Origin of the sequence: Vibrio sp. Y29_XK_CS5, from assembly GCF_024181835.1 — a bacterium.
Taxonomy (GTDB): domain Bacteria; phylum Pseudomonadota; class Gammaproteobacteria; order Enterobacterales; family Vibrionaceae; genus Vibrio; species Vibrio harveyi.
Genome location: NZ_JAMZAM010000006.1, coordinates 176,536 through 200,080, shown reverse-complemented (window position 1 = coordinate 200,080; position 23,545 = coordinate 176,536). Strand labels below are relative to the sequence as shown.

Below are 23,545 nucleotides of genomic sequence, written 5' to 3'. Positions count from 1 at the left end.
CCCCGAGTTAGGCTCGGGGTTTTTGTTTCTGTTGTGATTATTAAAGCTATGATTATTAAAGCAAACAACAAATCTCTCGACCTTTCCCACTCGCATGTTATGGCGATCCTCAATGTCACTCCAGACTCGTTTTCTGATGGTGGTAAATTCAACTCGTTAGAGCGTGCACTTGCTCAAGTCGAAAAAATGATTGCTGCTGGCGTTAGCATTATTGATGTTGGCGGGGAGTCTACGCGTCCAGGGGCTCCAGATGTTGCATTAGAAGATGAGTTGCAGCGTGTGGTCCCTGTAATCAAAGCGATTCGCGCAAAACATGATGTGTGGATTTCTATTGATACCAGTAAAGCGGAAGTCATGCGTCAAGCTATTGAAGCTGGGGCAGACTTGATTAACGATGTGCGTGCTCTCCAAGAGCCGGGGGCGTTAGAAGTTGCCGCGAAAGCAAACCTTCCTATTTGCCTGATGCATATGAAAGGTCAACCGCGCACTATGCAGACTAATCCTCAATACGATGATCTGATGGATGATGTCTCTGCATTTCTTCAAGAACGCATTGCTGCCTGTGAGTCTGTGGGCATCGATAAGTCTCAACTTATTCTTGATCCAGGTTTTGGCTTTGGCAAAACCATTGAACACAATTATCATATGCTGGCACACCTCGATAAGTTTCATGAATTCGGTCTGCCAATTTTGGCCGGTATGTCACGTAAATCAATGATCTTTAAATTGTTGGAAAAACCAGCAGCAGAATGCGCAAATGCTAGCGTTGTCTGCGCGGCAATTGCTGCGATGAAAGGTGCGCAGATCATTCGAGTACATGACTTTGAAGAAACCATTGAGGCAATGAAAGTTGTTGAGATGACGAACAATAATATCTAAAAGAATTAAGGAAATTTTATGTCTGATAAAAGACGTTATTTTGGTACTGACGGTGTACGCGGGAAAGTAGGACAATACCCAATTACTCCGGACTTTGTACTAAAGCTTGGCTGGGCGGCTGGTCGTGTACTAGCAAAACAAGGCACTAAGAAAGTTATCATCGGTAAAGATACCCGTATTTCAGGTTACATGCTTGAGTCTGCACTTGAAGCTGGTCTTGCTGCGGCAGGTCTAAAGGCTACCTTTACTGGTCCGATGCCAACGCCAGCAGTTGCATACCTAACACAAACTTTCCGAGCGGAAGCAGGTATCGTTATTTCAGCGTCACATAACCCATACTACGATAATGGCATTAAGTTCTTCTCATCTGAGGGTACTAAACTTCCTGATGACATCGAACTGGCTATTGAAGCTGAGCTAGATAAAGATATCGAATGTGTAGAGTCTGCTGAACTTGGTAAAGCAACTCGCCTTAATGACGCCGCGGGTCGTTATATTGAATTTTGTAAGAGCACCTTCCCGTCAGAACTTAGCCTAGCAAACCTTAAGATCGTTGTTGACTGTGCACATGGTGCGACTTACCACATCGCTCCTAACGTATTCAAAGAGTTAGGTGCAGAAGTGATTGCTATGGGTGTTGAGCCAAACGGCACTAACATCAATGCAGAAGTCGGTGCGACAGACGTTCGTGCCCTACAAAAGCGTGTTGTGGAAGAGCAAGCTCACCTTGGTCTTGCATTCGATGGTGATGGCGACCGCATCATGATGGTTGACCATTTGGGCAACAAGATTGACGGCGACCAAATTGCCTACATTATCGCTCGTGATGCTCTGCGTCGTGGCGAACTAAAAGGCGGTGTTGTTGGTACGCTAATGACCAACCTAGGTATGGAAAATGGTCTAAAACAACTGGGTATCCCATTTGTTCGTGCCGCAGTTGGTGACCGTTACGTGATGGAGCAACTACTTGCTAAAGGCTGGAAGATTGGCGCTGAAAACTCAGGTCACGTTATCTTACTAGACAAAGTCACTACGGGTGATGCAATTGTTGCTGCACTGCAAGTTCTTGCTTCTGTAGTTGGCAGTGATATGACACTACACGACTTGTCACAAGGCATGACGCTTTATCCTCAGGTACTAGAAAACGTGCGTTTTGCAGGTCAAAGTAACCCACTTGAAGCGCAGGTTGTACTAGACTCAGTAGCGGAAGTGGAAGCTGAGCTTGGTGACAAAGGTCGCGTATTACTACGTAAATCTGGTACAGAGCCTCTAATCCGAGTCATGGTAGAAGGTGAAGATGCTGAACTTGTACAAAGCTCTGCGCTTAAGATTGCAGAAGCTGTAAAAGCAAGTTGTTAATCATTGCTTTAACCTGTTTTGCGAGAGAAAAGGGCATCTTTTGCCCTTTTTTTGAGCGCTTAATGCGTTAGTGGTGACTTTTTACTAATTTTCCCTTGTCAGCGTTACTGGCTTTCGCTAGTATTGCTCCGCCTCCCGTTAGGAGGTCGCTAGCCTTGTTCATAAATAAACACGATTGTTTTTGAACGGCGCTGGCTCAACAATTTGGAACATAGGTGGAAAAAAATGTTTTCAGTTCTACTTGTGATTTACCTGTTGGCGGCGCTTGGTGTGATTGGCCTTGTGTTGATTCAACAAGGTAAAGGCGCAGATATGGGAGCCTCGTTCGGTGCAGGTGCTTCAAACACAGTGTTTGGTGCAAGCGGCTCAGGTAATTTCTTAACCCGAACAACTGCTATTTTAGCAACCGTATTTTTTATCGTTAGCTTGCTACTTGGTCGTATGTCTACGCACAAGACTGAGTCACAATGGGTAGACCCAACACTAGGTCAACCAGTTGTAGAACAAGTTAAAGATGCAGCAAGTGAAGTTCCAGCACCAGCAGGTGATGAGATTCCACAATAAGCTGTAAAGGTTTATGTAGCCGAGATGGTGAAATTGGTAGACACGCTAGCATGAGGTGCTAGTGCCTTAGGTGTGAGGGTTCGAGTCCCTCTCTCGGCACCATGAATTTACAAACTTGTAAATCACTTGTGTGAGCGTATAATGCTCATCAAGTCGGACGCGGGGTGGAGCAGCTTGGTAGCTCGTCGGGCTCATAACCCGAAGGTCGTCGGTTCAAATCCGGCCCCCGCAACCAATCTCTTCTTTCAGTTGGAAAGGATGATTCGATTGGCAAGTTTGCACAGTGCTAACCACACTGTGAGTTAAGAAAAGCATTTCTTGGCTATTCTTAACGTATCAGGGTCCAGCAGCATAAAACCCCGACTTTCGGGGTTTTTTGTTATCTGAGTTTTTGTAAATGAACTCAGATACTGCTTGGTTTTTTGATTGGGCTCTGAGCCCTTTTTTTGTTTCTGGAGTGGTTCAAATGACTGGTTTAGAAAGACAACTTACTGAAATGCTTGAAGCTCCAGTAGAGGCATCAGGCTACGAGTTGGTTGGATTAGAATTTATTCGTGCGGGTGCGCACTCAACGTTACGCATCTACATCGACCATGAAAATGGTATCAACGTAGATGCTTGTGCAGAAGTAAGCCATCAGGTTAGCGCAGTACTAGACGTTGAAGATCCAATTTCTGTTGCTTACAGCCTAGAAGTTTCTTCTCCAGGCTTAGAAAGACCACTTTTCAAAGCAGCACATTACGAGCAATTTATTGGTCACGAGGTCAGCATCGTATTGAAAATGGCTGTTGCAAACCGTCGTAAGTGGAAAGGTACTATCCACAGCGTAGATGGTGAGACAATCGCAGTTACTTGTGAAGGGCAACAAGAAGAGTTTGCTCTAAGTAATATTTCAAAAGCTAACCTGATCCCTAAATTTTAGTTCCCTAAAAAATTTGAAGCTTAGAGGCTAAATACAATGAGTAAAGAAATTTTAGCGGTAGCAGAAGCGGTATCGAACGAAAAAGCGGTACCTCGTGAGCGTATCTTTGAAGCTCTTGAGATTGCTCTAGCGACTTCTACAAAGAAAAAATACGAAATCGAAATCGATGTACGTGTAGCTATCGACCGTAAAACAGGTGAGTTTGAAACATTCCGCCGTTGGTTGGTTGTAGAAGACGTTGAAAACCCAACAAAAGAAATCTCTCTAGAAGCTGCACAATACGAAGATGCAGACATTCAACTAGGTGATTTCGTAGAAGACGATATCCCGTCAGTTACATTCGACCGTATTACGACTCAAACTGCTAAGCAAGTTATCGTACAAAAAGTACGTGAAGCAGAGCGTGCACAAATCGTAGAACAGTTCATCGACAACGAAGGTGATCTGATCACTGGTGTTGTTAAAAAAGTGAACCGCGATACAGTTGTACTTGATCTAGGTAACAACGCTGAAGCGGTAATCCTACGTGATGACCAACTTCCTCGTGAAAACTTCCGTCCAGGTGACCGTGTTCGTGGTCTTCTGTACAAAGTTGCTCCTGAAGCACGTGGTTTCCAACTGTTCATCACTCGCTCTAAGCCAGAAATGTTGGCTGAGCTATTCCGCGTAGAAGTGCCAGAAATCGCTGAAGAAATCATCGAACTGAAAGGCGCTGCACGTGATCCAGGTTCTCGCGCTAAGATCGCTGTTAAAACAAACGACAAACGTATCGACCCTGTAGGTGCGTGTGTTGGTATGCGTGGTGCTCGTGTTCAAGCAGTATCTGGCGAACTTGGTGGTGAGCGTATTGATATCGTTCTTTGGGACGATAACCCAGCTCAATTCGTTATCAACGCAATGGCTCCTGCTGACGTTGCTTCTATCATCGTTGATGAAGATGCTCACTCAATGGACATCGCTGTTGAAGCGGACAACCTAGCGCAAGCTATCGGTCGTAACGGTCAGAACGTACGTCTAGCGTCTCAACTAACTGGTTGGGAACTGAACGTAATGACTGTGGCAGATCTTCAGAAGAAACACGCTGAAGAGTCTCAAGCGTCTATCGAAAACTTCATGAAGTACCTAGACATTGAAGAAGACTTCGCTCAATTGCTTGTTGAAGAAGGTTTCTCAACACTAGAAGAAGTTGCGTACGTTCCTGTTAACGAACTACTAGAAGTTGATGGTCTGAACGAAGAGCTTGTAGAAGAGCTTCGTAGTCGTGCGAAAGACGCACTAACGACAATCGCTTTAGCACAAGAAGAGTCATTCGAAGGTCTAGAGCCTGCTGAAGATCTGCTAGGTCTTGAAGGTCTAGAGCGCGAAATGGCGTTTAAACTGGCAGCTAAAGGCGTGGCAACACTAGAAGACCTAGCTGACCAAGGTATCGACGATTTAGAAGGTATTGAAGGCCTGACAGAAGAGCGTGCAGGCGAGCTTATCATGGCTGCACGTAACATCTGTTGGTTCGGCGAAGAAGCATAATATCAGCAAGGAGGAAGCGGCATGACACAATTAACAGTTAAAGCTCTGAGTGAAGAGATTGGTACTCCAGTCGACCGCTTAATGGAACAACTTGCTGACGCTGGCATGAACAAAGCGAGTTCTGACCATGTATCGGATGAGGAGAAGCAGAAGCTTCTCTCTCACCTGAAGAAAGAGCACGGCGATAAGTCGGGCGAATCTGAACCTACTAGACTGACGCTTCAACGTAAGACTCGTAGCACGCTAAGTGTTGCAGCAGGTGGCGGCAAAAGTAAGGATGTTCAAGTAGAAGTGCGTAAGAAGCGCACATATGTGAAGCGCAGCACTATCGAAGACGACGCAAAACGTGAGGCTGAGGAAGCAGCAAAACGTGAAGCTGAAGAGCTTGCGAAGCGTGAGGCTGAAGAACAAGCCAAACGTGAAGCTGCAGAGAAAGCACAGCGCGAAGCCGATGAGAAAGCGAAACGTGAAGCGGATGCAAAACGTGAAGCTGAAGAAAAGGCAAAACGCGCACAAGCTGATAAGGCTAAGAAAGAAATGAATGCAAAAAATGCGGATGCTAATGCGCAAGCTAAGAAAGAAGCTGATGAGCTAAAAGCACGTCAGGAACAAGAAGCTCAACGTAAAGCAGAGCAAGAAGCTGCAAAACTCGTTGAAGAAGCTCGTAAGCTTGCAGAAGAGAACGAAGCTCGTTGGTCTGAAGAAGAGACTAAGAAGAAAGAGCTAGAGAACTCTGACTACCACGTAACTACTTCTCGTTACGCACGTGAAGCTGAAGATGCAGCTGACCGTCAACAAGAAGGCGGTGCACGTCGTAAGAAGAAGAAACCAGCTGGCAAAGAAGAACAATCACGCGGTGGTCGTAACCAACGTGGTGGCAAGGGCCGTAACAAAGGCAAACTTGCTAAACCAACTTCTATGCAACACGGTTTCGACAAGTCTGCGACTGTAGCGAAACAAGATGTAGTAATTGGTGAGACAATCGTTCTTTCTGAACTTGCTAACAAGATGTCGGTTAAAGCGACAGAAGTTATCAAAGTAATGATGAAGATGGGCGCTATGGCGACTATCAACCAAGTGATCGACCAAGAAACAGCACAACTTGTTGCTGAAGAAATGGGTCACAAGGTAGTTCTTCGTAAAGAGAACGAACTGGAAGAAGCAGTACTATCTGATCGTGATACAAACGCAGAAGCAGTACCTCGTGCTCCAGTTGTAACAATCATGGGTCACGTTGACCACGGTAAAACGTCAACACTTGACTACATCCGTCGTACTCACGTTGCTTCAGGCGAAGCGGGCGGTATCACGCAGCACATCGGTGCTTACCACGTTGAAACTGATAACGGCATGATCACGTTCCTTGATACTCCTGGACACGCGGCGTTTACCGCTATGCGTGCTCGTGGTGCTCAAGCGACAGATATCGTTGTTCTTGTAGTAGCAGCAGACGATGGTGTAATGCCACAAACAGTTGAAGCGATCCAGCACGCGAAAGCGGCAGGCGTTCCTTTGATTGTTGCTGTGAACAAGATCGATAAAGAAGACGCGAACCCAGACAACGTTAAGAATGAGCTAGCTCAATACGACGTAATCCCTGAGGAATGGGGTGGTGAGAACATGTTCGTTCACATCTCTGCTAAACAGGGTACAAATATCGACGGTCTTCTAGAAGCAATCCTTCTTCAGTCTGAAGTTCTAGAGCTTACAGCTGTAGCAGAAGGCATGGCGTCTGGTGTTGTTGTTGAATCTCGTCTAGATAAAGGTCGTGGTCCAGTAGCAACAGTACTTGTTCAATCAGGTACGCTAAACAAAGGCGACATCGTTCTTTGTGGTCAAGAATACGGCCGTGTTCGTGCAATGCGTGACGAACTAGGTAAAGAAATCACAGAAGCTGGTCCATCTATCCCTGTAGAGATCCTAGGTCTTTCAGGCGTACCATCTTCAGGTGACGAAGCAACAGTAGTACGTGACGAGCGTAAAGCACGTGAAGTAGCGAACTACCGTGCTGGTAAGTTCCGTGAAGTGAAACTTGCTCGTCAGCAGAAATCTAAACTAGAGAACATGTTCTCTAACATGACTGCTGGTGAAGTTGCTGAGCTAAACGTAGTTCTTAAAGCAGACGTACAAGGTTCTGTGGAAGCGATTGCTGACTCACTACTGAAACTGTCTACTGACGAAGTGAAAGTAAACATCGTTGGTTCTGGTGTTGGTGGTATTACAGAAACTGATGCAGTTCTTGCAGAAGCTTCTAACGCAATTATCCTTGGCTTTAACGTACGTGCTGACGCATCTGCTCGTCGTGCGATTGAAGCAGCAAGCGTTGATCTACGTTACTACTCAATCATTTACCAATTGATTGACGAAGTTAAACAAGCAATGGGCGGTATGCTTGCTCCAGAATTCAAGCAAGAAATCATTGGTCTTGCTGAAGTACGTGACGTATTTAAGTCACCGAAACTGGGCGCAATCGCTGGTTGTATGGTTACTGAAGGTCTAATTAAGCGTAACAACCCAATCCGCGTTCTACGCGACAACGTTGTTATCTACGAAGGTGAGCTAGAATCACTTCGTCGCTTTAAAGATGACGTTCAAGAAGTTAAGAATGGCTACGAGTGTGGTATCGGCGTTAAGAACTACAACGACGTTCGCGTGGGCGACCAGATCGAAGTATTCGAAATCGTTGAAGTAAAACGTACTCTAGACTAATTGACTAAAATTACTAACCGTCTGAAAGACAAATAGTAATTGGTTGTTGAATACACCATGGGGGGCTGGCTTGACCATCCCCCCATTCTTTCTATCTAAGAGAATGAATATGTCAAAAGAATTTAGCCGCACGCAGCGCGTATCACAGCAGCTGCAAAAAGAACTAGCGATGATCCTTCAACGCGAAGTTCGTGACTCTCGCCTAGGCATGGTTACGATTTCAGATGTAGAAGTATCACGAGATCTTGCTTACGCAAAAGTATTCGTTACTTTCCTATGCGTGGGTGAGCAGACGCCAGAATCATGCCTAGCTGCGCTACGTGAGCACGAAGTGCACATCCGAATGATGCTAGGTAAGCGTATTCGCCTACGTCTAACGCCTGAAATCCGTTTCTACTACGATAACACGCTAGTAGAAGGTATGCGCATGTCGAACCTAGTTTCTGAAGTTGTGAGCGAAGATAAACGCAAACAACAAGATTCTGGTCGCGAAGAAGATCAGGCAGGGGAAGAGTAATGGCTCGTCGTCGTAAAGGTCGTCCAATTAATGGCGTTATCTTGTTGGATAAACCAACAGGTATTTCTTCAAATGATGCACTGCAAAAAGTAAAGCGTATCTACTTTGCTGAGAAAGCGGGTCATACGGGTGCATTGGACCCATTAGCGACGGGCATGTTGCCAATCTGCTTAGGCGAAGCAACCAAGTTTTCTCAGTTCTTGTTGGATTCAGACAAGCGCTATCGTGTAATCGCAAAACTGGGTGAGCGCACTGATACGTCTGACTCTGATGGCGAAGTGGTAGAGACACGTCCTATTGATGTGAATCTGGAGAAGCTAGAAGCGTGCATTGATACGTTCCGTGGTGAATCAGACCAAGTACCTTCAATGTTCTCAGCATTGAAATACCAAGGCAAGCCGTTGTACGAGTACGCTCGCAAAGGCATTGAAGTACCACGTGAATCTCGCAAGATCACGGTATATGAAATCGTGCTTCACCGTTTTGAAGGTGATGAAGTTGAGATGGAAGTGCACTGCTCAAAAGGTACTTACATCCGTACAATTGTTGATGACCTAGGTGAGATGCTTGGTTGTGGCGCACACGTGACTATGCTTCGTCGTACTGGTGTTGCTAAATACCCGTACGAAAAAATGGTGACGCTAGAGCAACTTAATGAGCTGCTTGAGCAAGCGCATCGTGATGAAGTGGCGCCAAAAGAGTTGCTTGATCCACTGCTACTGCCAATGGACACTGCCGTTGAAGATTTACCCGAGGTAAACCTAAACGCAGAGCTGACTAACCTAGTACAACACGGTATGCCCGTGCAGGTGTTTGGTGCGCCAGAGGGTACGCCAATTCGTATGACTTCTGGTGAAGAGAAGCTGTTTATCGGTGTAGCAGAAGTTAACGACGATGGAAAAGTAGCACCAAAACGTTTAGTGGTTTTCCGCGACGAAGAGTAACTTCGCAAAGCTTAAAAAATACCGGCATCATTGCCGGTATTTTTATATTGCGCGAGTGAGGAAACTTCCTTATAATTCGCGCTCCTCGTGTCGGCTGAATCAGAGATTGGCTGGCACAAATATTAACCTACTCTTATTAGGAGAGAATTATGTCTCTGAATGCAGAAACTAAAGCAGCAATCGTTGCAGAATACGCACAAGGCGAAGGCGACACTGGTTCACCAGAAGTTCAAGTAGCTCTACTTACAGCTTCTATCAACCACCTACAAGGTCACTTCAAAGCACACAAAGGCGATCACCACAGCCGTCGTGGTCTTCTACGTATGGTTTCTCGTCGTCGTAAGCTTCTAGATTACCTAAAAGGTAAAGATCTAGCTCGCTACCAAGACCTAATCAAGCGTCTAGGCCTACGTCGCTAATAAGCGACTGCATAGCAGTTTGTCTAAAAGGGGCTTTATGCCCCTTTTTTGTTGCCTGTTACTTATTTTGACTGCTATAGCTTAGCCAAATCAGACTTATGCCGTTATACTACACGCGGCTTAATCTCGTTTAGAGATTTTCACTAAGCTCATTGCATTACAGTCAACCTCGTCGACCAAAAGGTCGCGACTATTAAAAGTGAACTGAATACTAAGTTAGTTTGTTTTTACTAGTCGCGATTCGTAATGCCTTGGGTATCAATCAATACTCTCTAAGCAAATCAATCGATGCGCTTGGAAACAAGGAATAACAATGTTCGAAAAACCAGTTGTTAAAACGTTCCAGTACGGTAACCACACAGTTACTCTAGAAACTGGCGTTATCGCACGTCAAGCTACGGCTGCAGTAATGGTTACTATGGACGATACAGCAGTATTCGTTTCTGTAGTTGGTAAAAAAGAAGCGGTTGAAGGTCAAGACTTCTTCCCTCTAACAGTTAACTACCAAGAGCGTACTTACGCAGCAGGTAAAATCCCTGGTGGTTTCTTCAAGCGTGAAGGTCGTCCTTCTGAAGGCGAAACGCTAACGGCTCGTCTAATCGACCGTCCAATCCGCCCTCTATTCCCAGATGCATTCAAAAACGAAGTTCAAGTTATCGCGACAGTAGTATCTGTGAACCCAGACGTTCAACCAGACATCCCAACGATGATTGGTACGTCTGCTGCGCTAGCTATCTCTGGTATCCCGTTCAACGGTCCTATCGGTGCTGCACGTGTTGGTCACATCGACGGTCAGCTAGTACTTAACCCAAGCAACACTGAGCTAGAAGCATCTAAGCTAGACCTAGTTGTTGCGGGTACTGAATCTGCAGTACTAATGGTTGAATCAGAAGCTGACAACCTAACTGAAGAAGAAATGCTATCTGCTGTTGTATTCGGTCACGATCAACAGCAAGCGGTAATCAAAGCAATCAACGAATTCAAAGCTGAAGTCGCTACTCCTGCTTGGGATTGGGTTGCACCAGAAGAAAACACAGCGCTTGTAACTAAGATTGCTGAACTTGCTGAAGCTAAACTGGTTGAAGCTTACCAAATCACTGAGAAAATGGCTCGTTACGACCGCATCCACGAGATTGCTGGTGAAGTTAACGAAGTTCTTCTTGCTGAAGATCCAGAAGCAAACACAAAAGAAATCCACACTATCTTCCACGATCTAGAGAAGACAGTTGTACGTCGTAGCATCATCGCTGGTAACCCACGTATTGATGGTCGTGAAAAAGACATGGTTCGTGCGCTAGACGTACGTACTGGTGTTCTTCCACGTACACACGGTTCTTCACTATTTACTCGTGGTGAAACTCAGGCGCTAGTAACTGCGACTCTAGGCACGCAGCGTGATGCTCAAATCATCGACGAACTAACGGGGGAGCGTAAAGATCACTTCCTACTACACTACAACTTCCCTCCGTACTGTGTAGGCGAAACTGGTTTTGTAGGTTCTCCTAAGCGTCGTGAAATCGGTCACGGTAAACTGGCTAAACGCGGTATCGCAGCAGTAATGCCTTCTGTTGATGAGTTCCCATACACAGTACGTGTTGTATCGGAAATCACTGAATCTAACGGTTCATCATCAATGGCTTCTGTATGTGGTACTTCTCTTGCTCTTATGGATGCAGGTGTGCCAATCAAGTCTTCTGTTGCGGGTATCGCAATGGGTCTTGTTAAAGAAGGCGACGACTTCGTTGTTCTTTCAGACATCCTTGGTGACGAAGACCACCTAGGTGACATGGACTTTAAAGTAGCGGGTACTAACACTGGTATCACTGCACTTCAAATGGACATCAAGATCGAAGGTATCACTAAAGAGATCATGCAAATTGCGCTTAACCAAGCTCAAGGCGCACGTAAGCACATCCTATCTGTAATGGATGAAGCTATCTCTGGTGCTCGTGAAGACATCTCTGAATTCGCTCCTCGCATTCACACAATGAAGATCAGCGCAGAGAAGATCAAAGACGTTATCGGTAAAGGTGGTGCAGTTATCCGTGCTCTAACTGAAGAGACTGGTACTACTATCGAAATCGAAGACGACGGTACGATCAAGATTGCTGCAACTGAAGGTGCAGCAGCGAAAGAAGCTATCCGCCGCATCGAAGAGATCACTGCTGAAGTTGAAGTAGGCCGTATCTACACTGGTAAAGTTGCACGTCTAGCTGACTTTGGTGCATTCGTAACGGTTCTTCCTGGTAAAGATGGTCTAGTACACATCTCTCAAATCGCTGAAAAACGCGTTGAGAAAGTGTCTGACTACCTAACTGAAGGTCAAGAAGTTCAAGTTAAAGTTCTTGAAATCGACCGTCAAGGTCGCGTACGTCTAAGCATGAAAGAAGCAGTAGAGAAGCCAGCAGAAGAAGCGTCTGACGCATCTGAAGCTAAAGGCGAGTAATCTAAGATTCGACTTTTGGTCTTTTATTAGCTTAAGAGCCTGAAAGCATGCTATAAAAGGGGAGCATTTTCGCTCCCCTTTTTTTTGGCCTGTTTCGTCAAGTTTAGCCTCAAGCGAAGTTAAATATCCTATAGTGCATAAAGAGAAACAGACCCAGAGCGGTCCAAACAGGAGTACCAATTAGTGAAATGGTTTCAAACCGCAAGTTTATGTGTCGCTATCGCGCTGACCGGTTGTGCTAACACCTCTCAACAATCGGCACAAAAGTGGATCTATCCTCCGATGGCGGTACCGCTACAACCAAGCGTGCAACAAGAAGTCCAGATTGCTCGTCTTTCTCAGTTATTACAACGTCCAGATTTGAGTGACGAAGTTCGCGCTAAGATGCATTACGAGCGCGGTAACTACTACGACAGCGTTGGTTTGCGTGATCTTGCCCGTTTGGATTTTAATCAGTCTTTGCAACTTAACCCTGCTCAACCAGATATCTTTAACCTACTAGGGGTGTATTTTACTCAAGTTGGTGAGTTTGATGCGGCTTACGAAGCATTTGATTCGACATTAGAGCTTGCACCAGAGAATTCATACGCAGAGCGTAACCGCGCGATTGCGCTTTACTATGGTGGTCGTATCGATCTGGCTTTAGAAGACATGACCAAGCATTACCAAGAAATGCCGAGCGACCCATTCCGCGCGTTATGGTTGTACATTATCGAAGCAGAACAAAATCCAGAGCAAGCGAAAGCGAACCTAGAAAAGCGTTACCAACGCGATCGCAGTGAAGAGTGGGGCTGGGTTCTAGTTGCCATCATGTTGCGTGATGTATCTGATGACGCAGCGTTAAAAGCCATCATGGATGGTACGCGTGAAAACTACCGTCTTGCTGAGCGTCTAACAGAAACTTACTTCTACCTTGGTAAGCGTTACCAACTAGAAGGTGATATTGCTGATGCGATTTCACTGTACAAGCTAGCAATCTCTTTCAACGTTTATGAATACGTAGAGCACCGTTACTCCTTCTTGGAACTGGCGCAAATCTACGATCAGTTGCAGCAAGAACAACTTGCTAAGCTCAAAGCTGAGCAACAGAAGCAAGAAGAAAAATAGCCATTAGCCGCTCAACTAGAGCGGCTTTTTTGTGCTTGAAGAATTTGGTGAGCTTCTCTAAAATAGTTAGCCTTGCTAACTAAAGGGGCGGAACGTAATGGCATTAGAAAAAAGCCTGATCGATTTAGAACGCTTTTGTGCCAAGGCGTGGCGAGTGTATGCCAAAGAAGATCCGCTTTCGCATCTGAGCTTTAATGAGTTTGATTACTTGCGAGTGATCCAGCTTCATCCAGAAGGTATACGCATTACTGACTTGGCGGAAGAGCTTCAAGTTACCAAGCCTTCGGCTTCAAACATGGTGGTTCGTTTGGAGAGAAAGGGCTTGGTGAAGCGTATTGCTTGTAATGAAGATGCTCGTTCTAAGCGCGTGCTGCTAACAGAAGAAGTGATCGAAGAAATGTCATTGGAACAGGTGGTATATAAAGACATTTCACAGCAGCTTATGTGTAAGTTGGATGCGAAAGAAGCACAGCAATTGAAAGCGCTATTAGATAAAGCGCTCGGAAACTAAACCTATTTTTTATTCTTTTATCTATTTAGTTAGCCTTGCTAACTATTGGTGGTAGTCATGCAAAACTCTATTTATAAACAGTTTTGGAAATACACAATTCCAACCGTCGCAGCCATGCTGGTCAACGGTTTATACCAAGTCGTTGATGGTATCTTTATTGGTCGTTATGTAGGGGCTGATGGATTAGCGGGGATCAACGTTGCGTGGCCGATCATTGGCTCGATACTCGGCATCGGTATGATGGTGGGCGTGGGTACGGGCGCTCTAGCCTCTATCAAGCAGGGTGAAAAAGACCGTGAGGGCGCAAAACGCATCCTTTCTACTGGTTTATTGCTTTTAGTCGCTTTGATGCCAGTTGTAGCAACAACATTGTTCTTCTTCGCCGATGATTTTATTCGCTGGCAAGGCGCGGAAGGTCGTGTTTATGAACTTGGTTTGCAGTATCTGCACATCTTAAGCGTCGCGTGTGTGTTCTCGCTTGGGTCAATTGCGGTGCCGTTCTTGTTGCGCAATGACGATAGCCCGAATTTAGCCACCATTTTGATGGTGATTGGTGCTGTCATCAATATTGTGCTCGATTATATCTTTATCGCTTGGCTTGGCTGGGAGCTTAAAGGAGCGGCAATCGCAACTGCGTTAGCGCAGATGGTGGTGACGATTCTTGGTGTTGGTTACTTCTTTACTGCAAGAGCGAAGATGCGCCTGTCGACTGGCGATCTGAAAATGCAGTTTGATGTAATCCCTAAGATTGTCATGATCGGCACATCGAGCTTCTTTATGTATGCCTATGGCTCAATGATGGTGGCACTGCACAATGCGCTATTTGCCCAATACGGCAGTGCATTGCTTATTGGCGCTTACGCTATCTTGGGCTACATAGTGACGGTTTACTATTTGATTGCGGAAGGCATTGCCAATGGTATGCAACCTCTAGTGAGCTACAACCATGGTGCGCGTAATCAAGACAATATTCGTAAGCTGTTGAAGGTTGCAATGGGGACTTCGGTGCTAGGTGGGGTTGCGTTTGTTATTCTGATGAACATTTTCCCATACGAGTTTGTGTCCGTGTTTAACAACGCCGACCAACATCTTATTGATGCGACGGTAGTGGGGATTCGTCTCCATATGTTTGCGCTGTTCTTAGATGGCTTCTTGGTGGTTGCCGCAGCGTACTACCAATCGGTGAACAAAGGCAGCAAAGCGATGTTCGTGACCATTGGTAATATGGTGATTCAATTGCCGTTCTTATTCATTATGCCAAAGCTATTCGGTGTTACTGGTATCTGGATTGCGTTCCCATTGTCTAACATAGCTTTGAGCTTAGTGGTGATGACAATGCTGTGGCGCGATATTAAGAAGCTAATGAACGAGAGCTCTGTAGAGGCAAGTATTCAAGCGTCTTAACGACGAATAAAAATAAAAAAGCGAGGTTATAACCTCGCTTTTTTATTGCTTTGAAGCCCGTGAGAAAGAGTTAGATGTTCTTCACTTCCAGACCCGCAAGTTGATGCCAATAACCGTTACATTGGCGGTCTTGGATCTTGCCTGGGTTAGTACCTTTCTCATTGGAACGGAACTGATCCAGTTCGGAGAAGGTGCTAAGACCAAGTGGGCTCAAACGTACCACGTCAACCAGACCTTCCATGCTTGGCAGATCGTTGATCAGGTTGTAGCAGTAACCAGACTGAGTTTGGATGCCGTTTAGGTTAAATACTTCCTGACCCTCTTGGCTGCTTACTTTAATGCCCGTTGGGTACTTAATACAGCAGGTTTCGCAGTCATCTTTGGCTTTGTTTTCTGCACGAGCTGTAAAGCAGCGCGCCGAGTAAGCCAGAGGCAGATAACCATGGCTGAAGACTTCTACTTCAAACTTATTACGAATACCAAGTTCATCACATTGAACCAGAGTGTTGCTGAGCCATTCGCGCGATAGTTCTACTGGCATGCACCAGCGGATCATACCTTGTTTTAGGAACAAGTTAAGCGTGTGAGCGTTGTAAGTATTAACCGCAGGACCAACGACGAAAGGCACTTTATGCTCAGAAGCCAGTTGAACCGCGGACACGTCGTTGGCTTCAATCGCGAAGTCACCGTTGTCGATGTACTTCTTCATGATGTTCACTTCACTTGGCGCTTCTAATAGTGCCATCGTTGATAGCACGACTTGTTTGCCAGATGCAGAGAGTTCTTTCGCGATATCGAACCAATGTGCAGGCTTCATTTCACGACGTTTCGAACATACGGTTTCACCAAGGTAGATGATGTCCGCAGAGCTTGATTTTGCTTGTTCATAAAACGCTTCAACATCTTGCTTTGGCCAGAAGTACAACAGTGGACCAAGCGCGTATTTCATTGAGTTATCCATCTTAACCTCTACTGCCATTTACGGTGGTAAGCACCAAGAGTGGTTTGCGTGCCTTCAGACACGTTTGCCAACGCTGCATCCCAAGCAGCTTCTACTTGGTAAGCTTCTGGGTTTGCTTGGTAGCGATCAATCGCTGCACGCCACGTGCGCGTTACTTGTTCTACGTAAGCAGGGCTACGTTGGCGACCTTCAATTTTTACGGAAGCCACATTTGCCGCAAACAGCTCAGGCAACATAGAAAGGGTGTTCAAACTGGTTGGTTCTTCCAGTGCGTGATAACGTTTTTTCTCGCCTTCAATTTCAGCTTCAAAACGACCTTTACATAAGGTTGGGTAGCCCGCGTTTTCACCTGCGCTGTAGCGATCGATCAGAATGTCGTTAAGACGAGACTCCAGACCATTCTCAGTCTCTTGCCAGCGGACGTATTTTGCTGGAGAACATGCACCAACGGTGTTTGGTGATTCACCTGTCATGTATGACGATAGGTAGCAACGACCTTCTGACATAATACACAGGCTACCAAAAGCAAAGACTTCTAGCTCGACATCACTGGTGATATTGCGAGAAAGCTGTTTTACCTGATGGATAGACAGTACGCGAGGCAGTACTACGCGTTTTACATTGAAGTTTTGTTTGTAGAAATCAACGGCTGCAACGTTGGTTGCTGAAGCTTGCACAGAAAGGTGCAGCTCGAGCTCTGGGTATTTGCGAGCAGCGTACTCAAGTACCGCAATGTCAGCCACGATCAGTGCATCGACACCCAGTGCTGCTGCATTGTCGACAGCGTTTGTCCAACGTTCGAAACCATTTGGATGGGCAAAGGTGTTGAGTGCAACGTGGATCTTTTTGTTGCGGTCATGAACGTATTGCACCGCTTTTTCAAGCTTCTTGCCGTTGAAGTTCAGACCAGCAAAGTGACGAGCGTTGGTATCGTCTTTAAAGCCGATGTATACGGCATCTGCACCGCAATCAATCGCAGTTTTTAACGCAGGCAGGTTACCCGCAGGACACAAGAGTTCCATATGCTCACAATCATAGAGAATAAAAAGGTGCCCGCATTTTATGAAGAATTATGAATAGCGAAATTGACCTAAGTTAGGTTTAGCTCAATAAAGTTGAGATTTACCCCTTGAGAGTAAGGGGTAACACTCAGATTTTGTTGCAGTTGAGATCAGTTCTTATGACGGCGGTTTTGCGCAAACAACTCTTCCACTTCGTGTTTAGGTTGAGGACGGTAGAAATGGAAGCCCTGAATCGAGTTACATTGCAGGTTCGATAGCAGTGTTGCTTGCTGGTGGGTTTCTACACCTTCGGCAACAACGGTCAAATCTAATGATTTACCAAGATTGATGATGTTCTCAATCACCGTCACCTGTTTCGGTAGTGTATCGATGTCGTTGATAAACGCACGGTCGATTTTTAATTCATCGATAGGGAAGCGTGCTAAGTAGGAAAGGGAAGAGTAACCAGTACCGAAATCATCGATAGACAGCGCAAAACCAAGCTTCTTGATCGCATTAAGCATTTGCAAAGTGTGTTCGCTATCGCTCATTACCGCACTTTCGGTGAGCTCAAAGGTAATGCAGCTTGGGTCAAGTTCAGTAGTGCGCAGTAACTTCTCCATATAGTCAATCAGTTGCGGGTTACCGAACTGCTCTGGAGAAAGGTTGATCGCCACGCGTCCCGGTAGAATGCCTTGCAGTTTCCAGCGTTTTACTGTGTTAAACACATCGCGCATGACCACGCGACCAAGGTGTTCAATTAAGCCTGCACGCTCGGCGACAGGGATAAATGCGCCCGGGCTGATGTAGCCTTCGACTGGGTGCTTCCAACGTACAAGCGCTTCGGCTCCGTTAATGCTGAAGTCGCGCGCGTTAACCTTCGGCTGGTACCAGACTTCCAACCCGTTTTGCTGCAAGGCTTTCTGCAGTTCAATTTCTAGCCATAAACGCATGCGCGCTTCTTTGTTCATCTGATCGTTGAATTTAATCAGACGGTTCCGACCGCGATCTTTCGCTTCATACATTGCAGTGTCAGCATTTTGCAGCAGAATACGTGCATCTTGCCCATCTTCTGGGTAACGCACACTACCGATAGAGCATGCAAGGCGTTTACTGAAGTGATGAAGATCGAAAGGTTGGTTAATCAGAGAAATAATGCGCTCAGAGAGAATCTCCGCCATGCGAGTGTTTTCTGGCTCAGGCAGAATGATGCCAAACTCATCGCCGCCCAAGTGCCCAATGATGGCTTGATTAGGTAAAGATCGTTTTAAGCGGGCGGAGACTTCTTGAATCACTTTGTCACCGATGTGGTGACCAAGTGAGTCGTTAATGTTCTTAAAGTTATCGATGTCGAGGTAGAAAACCAGCAACGGTGTCTGGCTCTTAATAAGTTGCTCTAATCGTTTCGTAAAGCCAAAGCGGTTATACAGCTTGGTCAGTGAATCAATGTGCGCATCTTCATTGGAATTGGAAGAAAGCAGCTTGGGCGCATCGTCGGCGTCTTGGATCAAAATGATTTGAGATTCACTGCCGAGAATGGCTGTGGTATCGGCATGCAATTGAACTTTACGTTCGAAGCCACAACGAGCACTGGTCAGACACACAAAAGGTTTTTCAGAGAGTAATGTGCTGATGCGATGGGTGAAGACTTTTTTGCTGTTTTCATCGATAAACAAGCGAGTCAGCTCTTCACCAAGTAGCTCATGAGGCGAGTTCAACCCGAGTAAACGTGCGGAGGCTGGGTTGGCAGAGATGATGATGTCATCTTCTACCAATAACAAACCGTCAGGCAGTAATTGGGTTAATTTGGCGAACTTACTTTCTGACTCTTCTAAAGAACGAACCAGAATTTGTTTCTCAGACGTATCGATGGCGTGGAAGACCACGAAGCGGATTTCATTTTCTTCATGAACTGGAGAAAGGCTAAAGTGGAGGCTGGTTTCAAGGTCCGTTTCGTCAAGCGTGATTTCCGCTTCAACATGATCGCCTTTGAACGCGCGTTGGTAGTAGGGCGCGAGCTTCTTATAGAACTGCTCTCCCAGTACTTGGCTGTCGTTCAGACCAACGATGTCGTCGTGTCCTAAGCCTGCAATGTCACAATAGCGATCACTTACCATTCGATAATTGTGTTTCTTATCAAGAATGGCAAAAAAGAATGGGCTATTTGAGGTAAGCGTTGCAAACCAATGTTGTAATTGCTGGGAAGGCATTAAGGTGTTACCGATCTCCAATGAGCCTGATTATTCGTCCGTGTAATAAAAACGCTATTTTGATAACTATAACTTTGAACATACCGTTATTAAAGCGTTTATCCACGTCTTCGCGTCAATAATACACGTAAGGTCAAAAAAACGACGCTTGGGTGAGTAAAACTGCCTATTTCTAAAACAAACAGATTTATTGATACATAACAGGTACTGGTATTACTCTATTGCGTAAGATAGACAACCTTATGACAAAGTAACGGATAATTAGCGTGTTAAACAAGATTCGCAGTCAACTAGTAAAGAACGCAGCATCAATTTTGCGATCTCCAGTCCAGTTATTGCCACAAACTGTTCAGAAAAAAGCCTTATTGGAAGGTTTGAAAATGGTGTTCAAAGAAGCCCTAGAAGATGGCGATTTTGAGTTCCTTGAAGACAAGTGGTTAAAAGTTGCGATTAAAGACTTGAACTTAGCATGGTACATCAGCTACCAAGATGAAAAATTAGTGGTAGCAGAGAAACCGGTTCAGGAAGATGTAAGCTTTAGTGGTAACCTTAACGACCTAGTACTTATTGCTGGTCGCAAAGAAGACCCTGATACGCTGTTCTTCCAACGTCGTCTTTCTATCGAGGGCGACACTGAGCTTGGCTTAGAAGTGAAAAACCTGATGGACAGTGTCGACTTAGAGCAGTTACCAAAAGCGATGCAAGTAGCACTGAACCAATTGGCTGACTTTGTTCAGAAAGGGGTTCAAGCACCTGCACAAGAAACCGGAGTAGCGAATGCTTATTCGAACTGAAGCCCCTGCGGACATTCTCACCATTGACCGCTTATTAAAACACGCTTTCCCAACGGATGCGGAAGCCAACCTAGTGATGCGTTTACGTGAAAACGGTAAGCTCACTCTGTCTTTGGTGGCATGTACCGATGAAGGTGAAGTGGTTGGTCACGCGTTGTTTAGCCCTGTGACGTTGAATGGTGAAGATTTGTCATGGCAAGGTCTTGCGCCTTTGGCTGTACATGAAGATTACCGCCGCCAAGGCATTGCCGCTGAGTTAATCAAAGAAGGCTTTGATTCACTGCGTGATTTTGGTTACCCAGTGTGTGTGGTATTGGGCGAGCCGGGTTACTATGCGCGCCAAGGCTTTACAGCCAGCGAAGAGATGGGCTTCGACTGTGCGTGGGAAGTACCGCAAGGTGCGTTCCGTGTAGCAGAATTGGTCGAAGGTCAGTGTGACGGACGTTCTGGTCGCATCGATTATTCTCCAGAATTCTCTGAGCTATAATTGCCAACATTGAATGACAAAGCCCGCTGTAAAAAGCGGGCTTTGTTTTTGAACTCTTAGTGAGTCGTACAGAGTAAAAGTGGTTTAATCCTGTTCTTGGACGCGTTTTTTACCCCAAACTTCGATTTTTGCCTTTTTACTCATGCCAGCAGCATTCAATGTCATGTTACCCCAGCTTTTGTATTCCATCTCTAAACGTTTGAATTTCGCATCTTCAGAACCCGGCAGTGTCCAAGCGCGCGTCGACATGCCTTTGGTCAGAGTGCCAACCATGGTTTTGAGTTTTTTCTCGCTGCCATCGGTCATGGTCACTTTCATGTTTTTAATACTCATGGTGCCTTGAGTGCACTTAATTTTGATCTTGCTGAATTTACGGTTTTGAAACAGACCGTTTGGCTCTACTGTGTCGGTTTCTGTTTGGAAGTTCACGGTTTTCTCTGCGATCAGCTCCCAACCATCGTTGCTATCCTTAGCGAATGCGGTAAAGCTGGTGGTGGCGATAAGTAACGTAATAGCGATTGATTGGAAAAGCTTCATAACACCTCTGACTTTAAATGCGAAATTTTGATAGGATTGCCTCGTTCAAATAGGTGACAAAAGATGTCAATTAACGAGAAACAATATTTACATGAAATGGGGATCAGCACTTGGGAGCTGAGTCACCCAGAAAGGCTGGAAGGCTATCAATCGCCATTATTGGATTTGCAAAGTTCTTGTAAACTCCTATTGGTATCGCCAACGTGTCCAGAAAACGAGACAGCTTTGATGTTTGAGCGTGTTTTAAAAAGCATTAAGCTCACGCTTGACGACGCACTGCACCTAGAGCCTGAACGCTTATCCATGCTGGGTGAGCATCAACTAGAGTGGGTGTGGTTCGCAGGCTGTGAGGCAGATGCCAGCATCAATGCCAAGCAACTGACTTCACCGCTATTACAAGATATTGATGGCAACAACGAACAACGCCGTGCATTGTGGCAACAAATCTGTTCGTACTCTTAACGGAGCTAACGCGTGACAATTGAAATTACGCCGATGGGTGCGGAGCACCTTGACCAAGTTTGGCAAATCGAACAGCAAGCGCATTCTCACCCTTGGGCAGAATCTTTGGTTCGTGATTTATCCAGTCGCGGTGCTTGCCATCATGTGATGCTGGAAGGTACTCAGGTGGTGGGTTACTTCTATGGGCAGAATATTGTTGGGGAAGTGACGTTATTGAATATTGCTGTTGCGCCATCTCATCAAGGCAAAGGGCTTGGGCAAAAATTACTAGATGCGTTTATCGAATACTGCGAGCAAGCCAAAGCTGAGAGTGCTTGGTTGGAAGTGCGTGAAAGCAACCACCCCGCTATCCATATTTATGAACAAGCGGGTTTCAATGAAGTGGATCGTCGTTACAACTATTACCCAGCAAAAACCGGTAATGGTAAGGAAGACGCCATCATCATGAGCTACCTGTTTTTTAATGAGTAAGGTCTGTGGATAGCAAATAAATTGCACACACCTTAAGTTCATCGTCACATTAATAAGCCTCGGAATTCCCGAGGCTTTTTACTTTCTGGCATTTTACTTCATCCTTTTGACCGATTTGCCAAGCTTATTTTTGTTCGCTTTATTACCATGTAGGTTATAAGTTTATAAATTATATGAAACAAGATCTTGTCGGGAGGAAGAATTTACGATGCCGTATCTGCAAAAATTCGATACTCCTGTTGCTCAGTTGTTTGATGAGCAGAGTAGGGGAACTGTTCTAACAGTCTTAATGTTGGTGACCTTGGCGACATTTGTGCCACTTGGTATTAAAAATCTCCTGATTGGGGAGACATTCCTTGGGTGTGTTTTACTGGCTTTCCAACTGAGTTTCATTATTGAGTTTGCTGCATTGTTTATCCTTGGTGAAAGTAAAATTGGATATCGTATTCCACTGTTTTTGCTTTGGTTATCAGTGGTTTTAAGTGTGCATATCTTTGGCATCATCGCGACGTATTGGGTATTTCCGGTCATTGTGGCTTTGGTATTTATCATCCCGAGTAAAGATGCGTTGGTTACCAATGGGTGGATCATAGCTGGCTGTACATTCTCTGCTTGGTATCAACTTGAATGGAGCATCACTTTACGTTTTGTTGTTGCGGTAATTTGCTGCGCCATAGTTGCGCATGTGGCAGTGCATAAAATTGTTGAGTTGCAGGATAGGTTGAAGTTTCTTTCTACTAGAGACTCGATGACAGGTGCTCTTAATCGAGGGCAGTTAGAAGCTTTTCTTCTACGAGCCTTAGATGAAAAAAGAAGCGGTACCACCTCTTCAATAGCAGTCATTGATATTGACCATTTTAAACAGGTAAATGATTTGTACGGTCATGATGTTGGGGATGAGGTGATCAGTCAGATCGTTACAACGCTCAATGACTATTCAAGAGAGTACGATTTGCTGTTTCGATTGGGGGGAGATGAGTTCTTGATCTTGTTTGAAGGACTTTCCGATCAAACCGCGCAATTTATGATGAGTAGCATCAGCGATAAGGTGCGCGCCAAACATTATCCTCGCCATGCAAAAGTGTCTTTGAGTGTGGGCATTTCTGAGTGCTTGCTCGATGATGACACACCAGATCTTTGGCTAAAGCGTGCTGACATTGCTTTGTACAATGCAAAGCAAAATGGGCGGGACCAAATTGTAGTGGCTTCTACCATTGCTGCTGAAGTCGAATTGCTGGACTGGCAGGACGAAGCTCAGCAACGTAGTTATCTATAAACTCGCGAGGACAAACTCACGAGGAAAGTTGCCCCTAAAGC

General features: G+C 45.5%; 22 protein-coding genes and 2 tRNA genes. 20 read left to right on the top strand and 4 right to left on the bottom strand.

The window, feature by feature from the left end; all coding sequences use genetic code 11:
* The first annotated feature begins 48 nt into the window (after positions 1–48).
* From folP to vmrA, 15 genes are all read left to right on the top strand, one after another.
* Complete coding sequence (gene folP, locus NL647_RS21575; RefSeq protein ID WP_253650668.1) at positions 49–879, top strand: dihydropteroate synthase; 831 nt, start codon at positions 49–51, stop codon at positions 877–879.
* A gap of 18 nt (positions 880–897) precedes the next feature.
* Entirely contained in the window at positions 898–2,238 is a 1,341-nt protein-coding gene (glmM, locus tag NL647_RS21570) for a phosphoglucosamine mutase (RefSeq protein ID WP_005449157.1), read from the top strand.
* A 225-nt stretch (positions 2,239–2,463) separates the two neighbouring features.
* Positions 2,464–2,802: a preprotein translocase subunit SecG gene (secG, locus tag NL647_RS21565; protein WP_005449155.1), complete on the top strand. Its 339-nt coding sequence runs from the start codon at positions 2,464–2,466 to the stop codon at positions 2,800–2,802.
* Between the two features lie 18 nt (positions 2,803–2,820).
* Positions 2,821–2,904, top strand: a tRNA-Leu gene (locus NL647_RS21560).
* Between the two features lie 56 nt (positions 2,905–2,960).
* A tRNA-Met gene (locus NL647_RS21555) sits at positions 2,961–3,037 on the top strand.
* Positions 3,038–3,268: 231 nt separating this feature from the next.
* The gene (rimP, locus tag NL647_RS21550; RefSeq protein ID WP_029790374.1) at positions 3,269–3,724 is read left to right on the top strand and encodes a ribosome maturation factor RimP; all 456 of its coding nucleotides are present in this window, start codon (positions 3,269–3,271) and stop codon (positions 3,722–3,724) included.
* Between the two features lie 36 nt (positions 3,725–3,760).
* Entirely contained in the window at positions 3,761–5,248 is a 1,488-nt protein-coding gene (nusA, locus tag NL647_RS21545) for a transcription termination factor NusA (protein ID WP_005449151.1), read from the top strand.
* Positions 5,249–5,269: 21 nt separating this feature from the next.
* Complete coding sequence (gene infB, locus NL647_RS21540) at positions 5,270–7,957, top strand: translation initiation factor IF-2 (protein WP_005449149.1); 2,688 nt, start codon at positions 5,270–5,272, stop codon at positions 7,955–7,957.
* Between the two features lie 109 nt (positions 7,958–8,066).
* Positions 8,067–8,474 carry a 30S ribosome-binding factor RbfA gene (rbfA, locus tag NL647_RS21535; protein WP_005449148.1) on the top strand — a complete coding sequence of 136 codons (408 nt, stop codon included), beginning with the start codon at positions 8,067–8,069 and terminating at the stop codon, positions 8,472–8,474.
* Entirely contained in the window at positions 8,474–9,418 is a 945-nt protein-coding gene (gene truB, locus NL647_RS21530; protein ID WP_038898000.1) for a tRNA pseudouridine(55) synthase TruB, read from the top strand. Before rbfA ends, truB begins: the two co-directional genes overlap by 1 nt.
* A 149-nt stretch (positions 9,419–9,567) precedes the next feature.
* Positions 9,568–9,837, top strand: a complete 270-nt coding sequence (rpsO, locus tag NL647_RS21525) for a 30S ribosomal protein S15 (protein ID WP_005449146.1) — start codon at positions 9,568–9,570, stop codon at positions 9,835–9,837.
* Positions 9,838–10,150: 313 nt separating this feature from the next.
* Positions 10,151–12,283 (top strand): polyribonucleotide nucleotidyltransferase, encoded by a 2,133-nt coding sequence (gene pnp / locus NL647_RS21520; RefSeq protein WP_005449145.1) that lies wholly within the window; start codon positions 10,151–10,153, stop codon positions 12,281–12,283.
* Between the two features lie 183 nt (positions 12,284–12,466).
* Positions 12,467–13,390 (top strand): lipoprotein NlpI, encoded by a 924-nt coding sequence (gene nlpI, locus NL647_RS21515; protein ID WP_005449143.1) that lies wholly within the window; start codon positions 12,467–12,469, stop codon positions 13,388–13,390.
* 97 nt (positions 13,391–13,487) lie between these two features.
* A complete protein-coding gene (locus tag NL647_RS21510) occupies positions 13,488–13,901 on the top strand; it encodes a MarR family winged helix-turn-helix transcriptional regulator (RefSeq protein ID WP_017817698.1) in 414 nt (137 codons plus the stop codon).
* A 57-nt stretch (positions 13,902–13,958) separates the two neighbouring features.
* Entirely contained in the window at positions 13,959–15,305 is a 1,347-nt protein-coding gene (vmrA, locus tag NL647_RS21505; protein WP_005449139.1) for a sodium-coupled multidrug efflux MATE transporter VmrA, read from the top strand.
* Between the two features lie 70 nt (positions 15,306–15,375).
* Here the strand turns inward: vmrA and NL647_RS21500 are convergent, their stop codons facing one another.
* The 3 genes from NL647_RS21500 to NL647_RS21490 form a co-directional block, all read right to left on the bottom strand.
* Positions 15,376–16,254 (bottom strand): U32 family peptidase, encoded by an 879-nt coding sequence (locus tag NL647_RS21500; RefSeq protein ID WP_005449138.1) that lies wholly within the window; start codon positions 16,252–16,254, stop codon positions 15,376–15,378.
* A 20-nt stretch (positions 16,255–16,274) separates the two neighbouring features.
* Entirely contained in the window at positions 16,275–17,288 is a 1,014-nt protein-coding gene (locus NL647_RS21495) for a peptidase U32 family protein (RefSeq protein ID WP_005431919.1), read from the bottom strand.
* A gap of 149 nt (positions 17,289–17,437) precedes the next feature.
* Positions 17,438–19,477 carry an EAL domain-containing protein gene (locus NL647_RS21490; RefSeq protein WP_005449136.1) on the bottom strand — a complete coding sequence of 680 codons (2,040 nt, stop codon included), beginning with the start codon at positions 19,475–19,477 and terminating at the stop codon, positions 17,438–17,440.
* 266 nt (positions 19,478–19,743) lie between these two features.
* Between NL647_RS21490 and NL647_RS21485 the strand changes: the two genes are divergently transcribed.
* A complete protein-coding gene (locus NL647_RS21485) occupies positions 19,744–20,271 on the top strand; it encodes an SCP2 domain-containing protein (protein WP_005431915.1) in 528 nt (175 codons plus the stop codon).
* A complete protein-coding gene (locus NL647_RS21480; protein ID WP_009702025.1) occupies positions 20,255–20,758 on the top strand; it encodes a GNAT family N-acetyltransferase in 504 nt (167 codons plus the stop codon). The genes NL647_RS21485 and NL647_RS21480 overlap by 17 nt, the downstream gene beginning before the upstream one ends.
* An 84-nt stretch (positions 20,759–20,842) precedes the next feature.
* Here the strand turns inward: NL647_RS21480 and NL647_RS21475 are convergent, their stop codons facing one another.
* On the bottom strand, positions 20,843–21,295 hold the full coding sequence (locus tag NL647_RS21475) for a hypothetical protein (RefSeq protein ID WP_005449133.1): 453 nt from the start codon (positions 21,293–21,295) through the stop codon (positions 20,843–20,845).
* Positions 21,296–21,358: 63 nt separating this feature from the next.
* On the opposite strand from NL647_RS21475, the gene NL647_RS21470 reads away from it, so the two are divergent.
* The 3 genes from NL647_RS21470 to NL647_RS21460 all read left to right on the top strand — a co-directional run bounded on the left by NL647_RS21470 (position 21,359) and on the right by NL647_RS21460 (position 23,504).
* Positions 21,359–21,757, top strand: coding sequence for a DNA polymerase III subunit psi (locus NL647_RS21470; RefSeq protein ID WP_005449132.1), 399 nt, complete (start codon positions 21,359–21,361; stop codon positions 21,755–21,757).
* A gap of 12 nt (positions 21,758–21,769) precedes the next feature.
* Positions 21,770–22,228, top strand: a complete 459-nt coding sequence (gene rimI / locus NL647_RS21465; RefSeq protein ID WP_017189163.1) for a ribosomal protein S18-alanine N-acetyltransferase — start codon at positions 21,770–21,772, stop codon at positions 22,226–22,228.
* Between the two features lie 208 nt (positions 22,229–22,436).
* Positions 22,437–23,504, top strand: coding sequence for a GGDEF domain-containing protein (locus NL647_RS21460; protein WP_253650667.1), 1,068 nt, complete (start codon positions 22,437–22,439; stop codon positions 23,502–23,504).
* Positions 23,505–23,545: the final 41 nt, after the last annotated feature.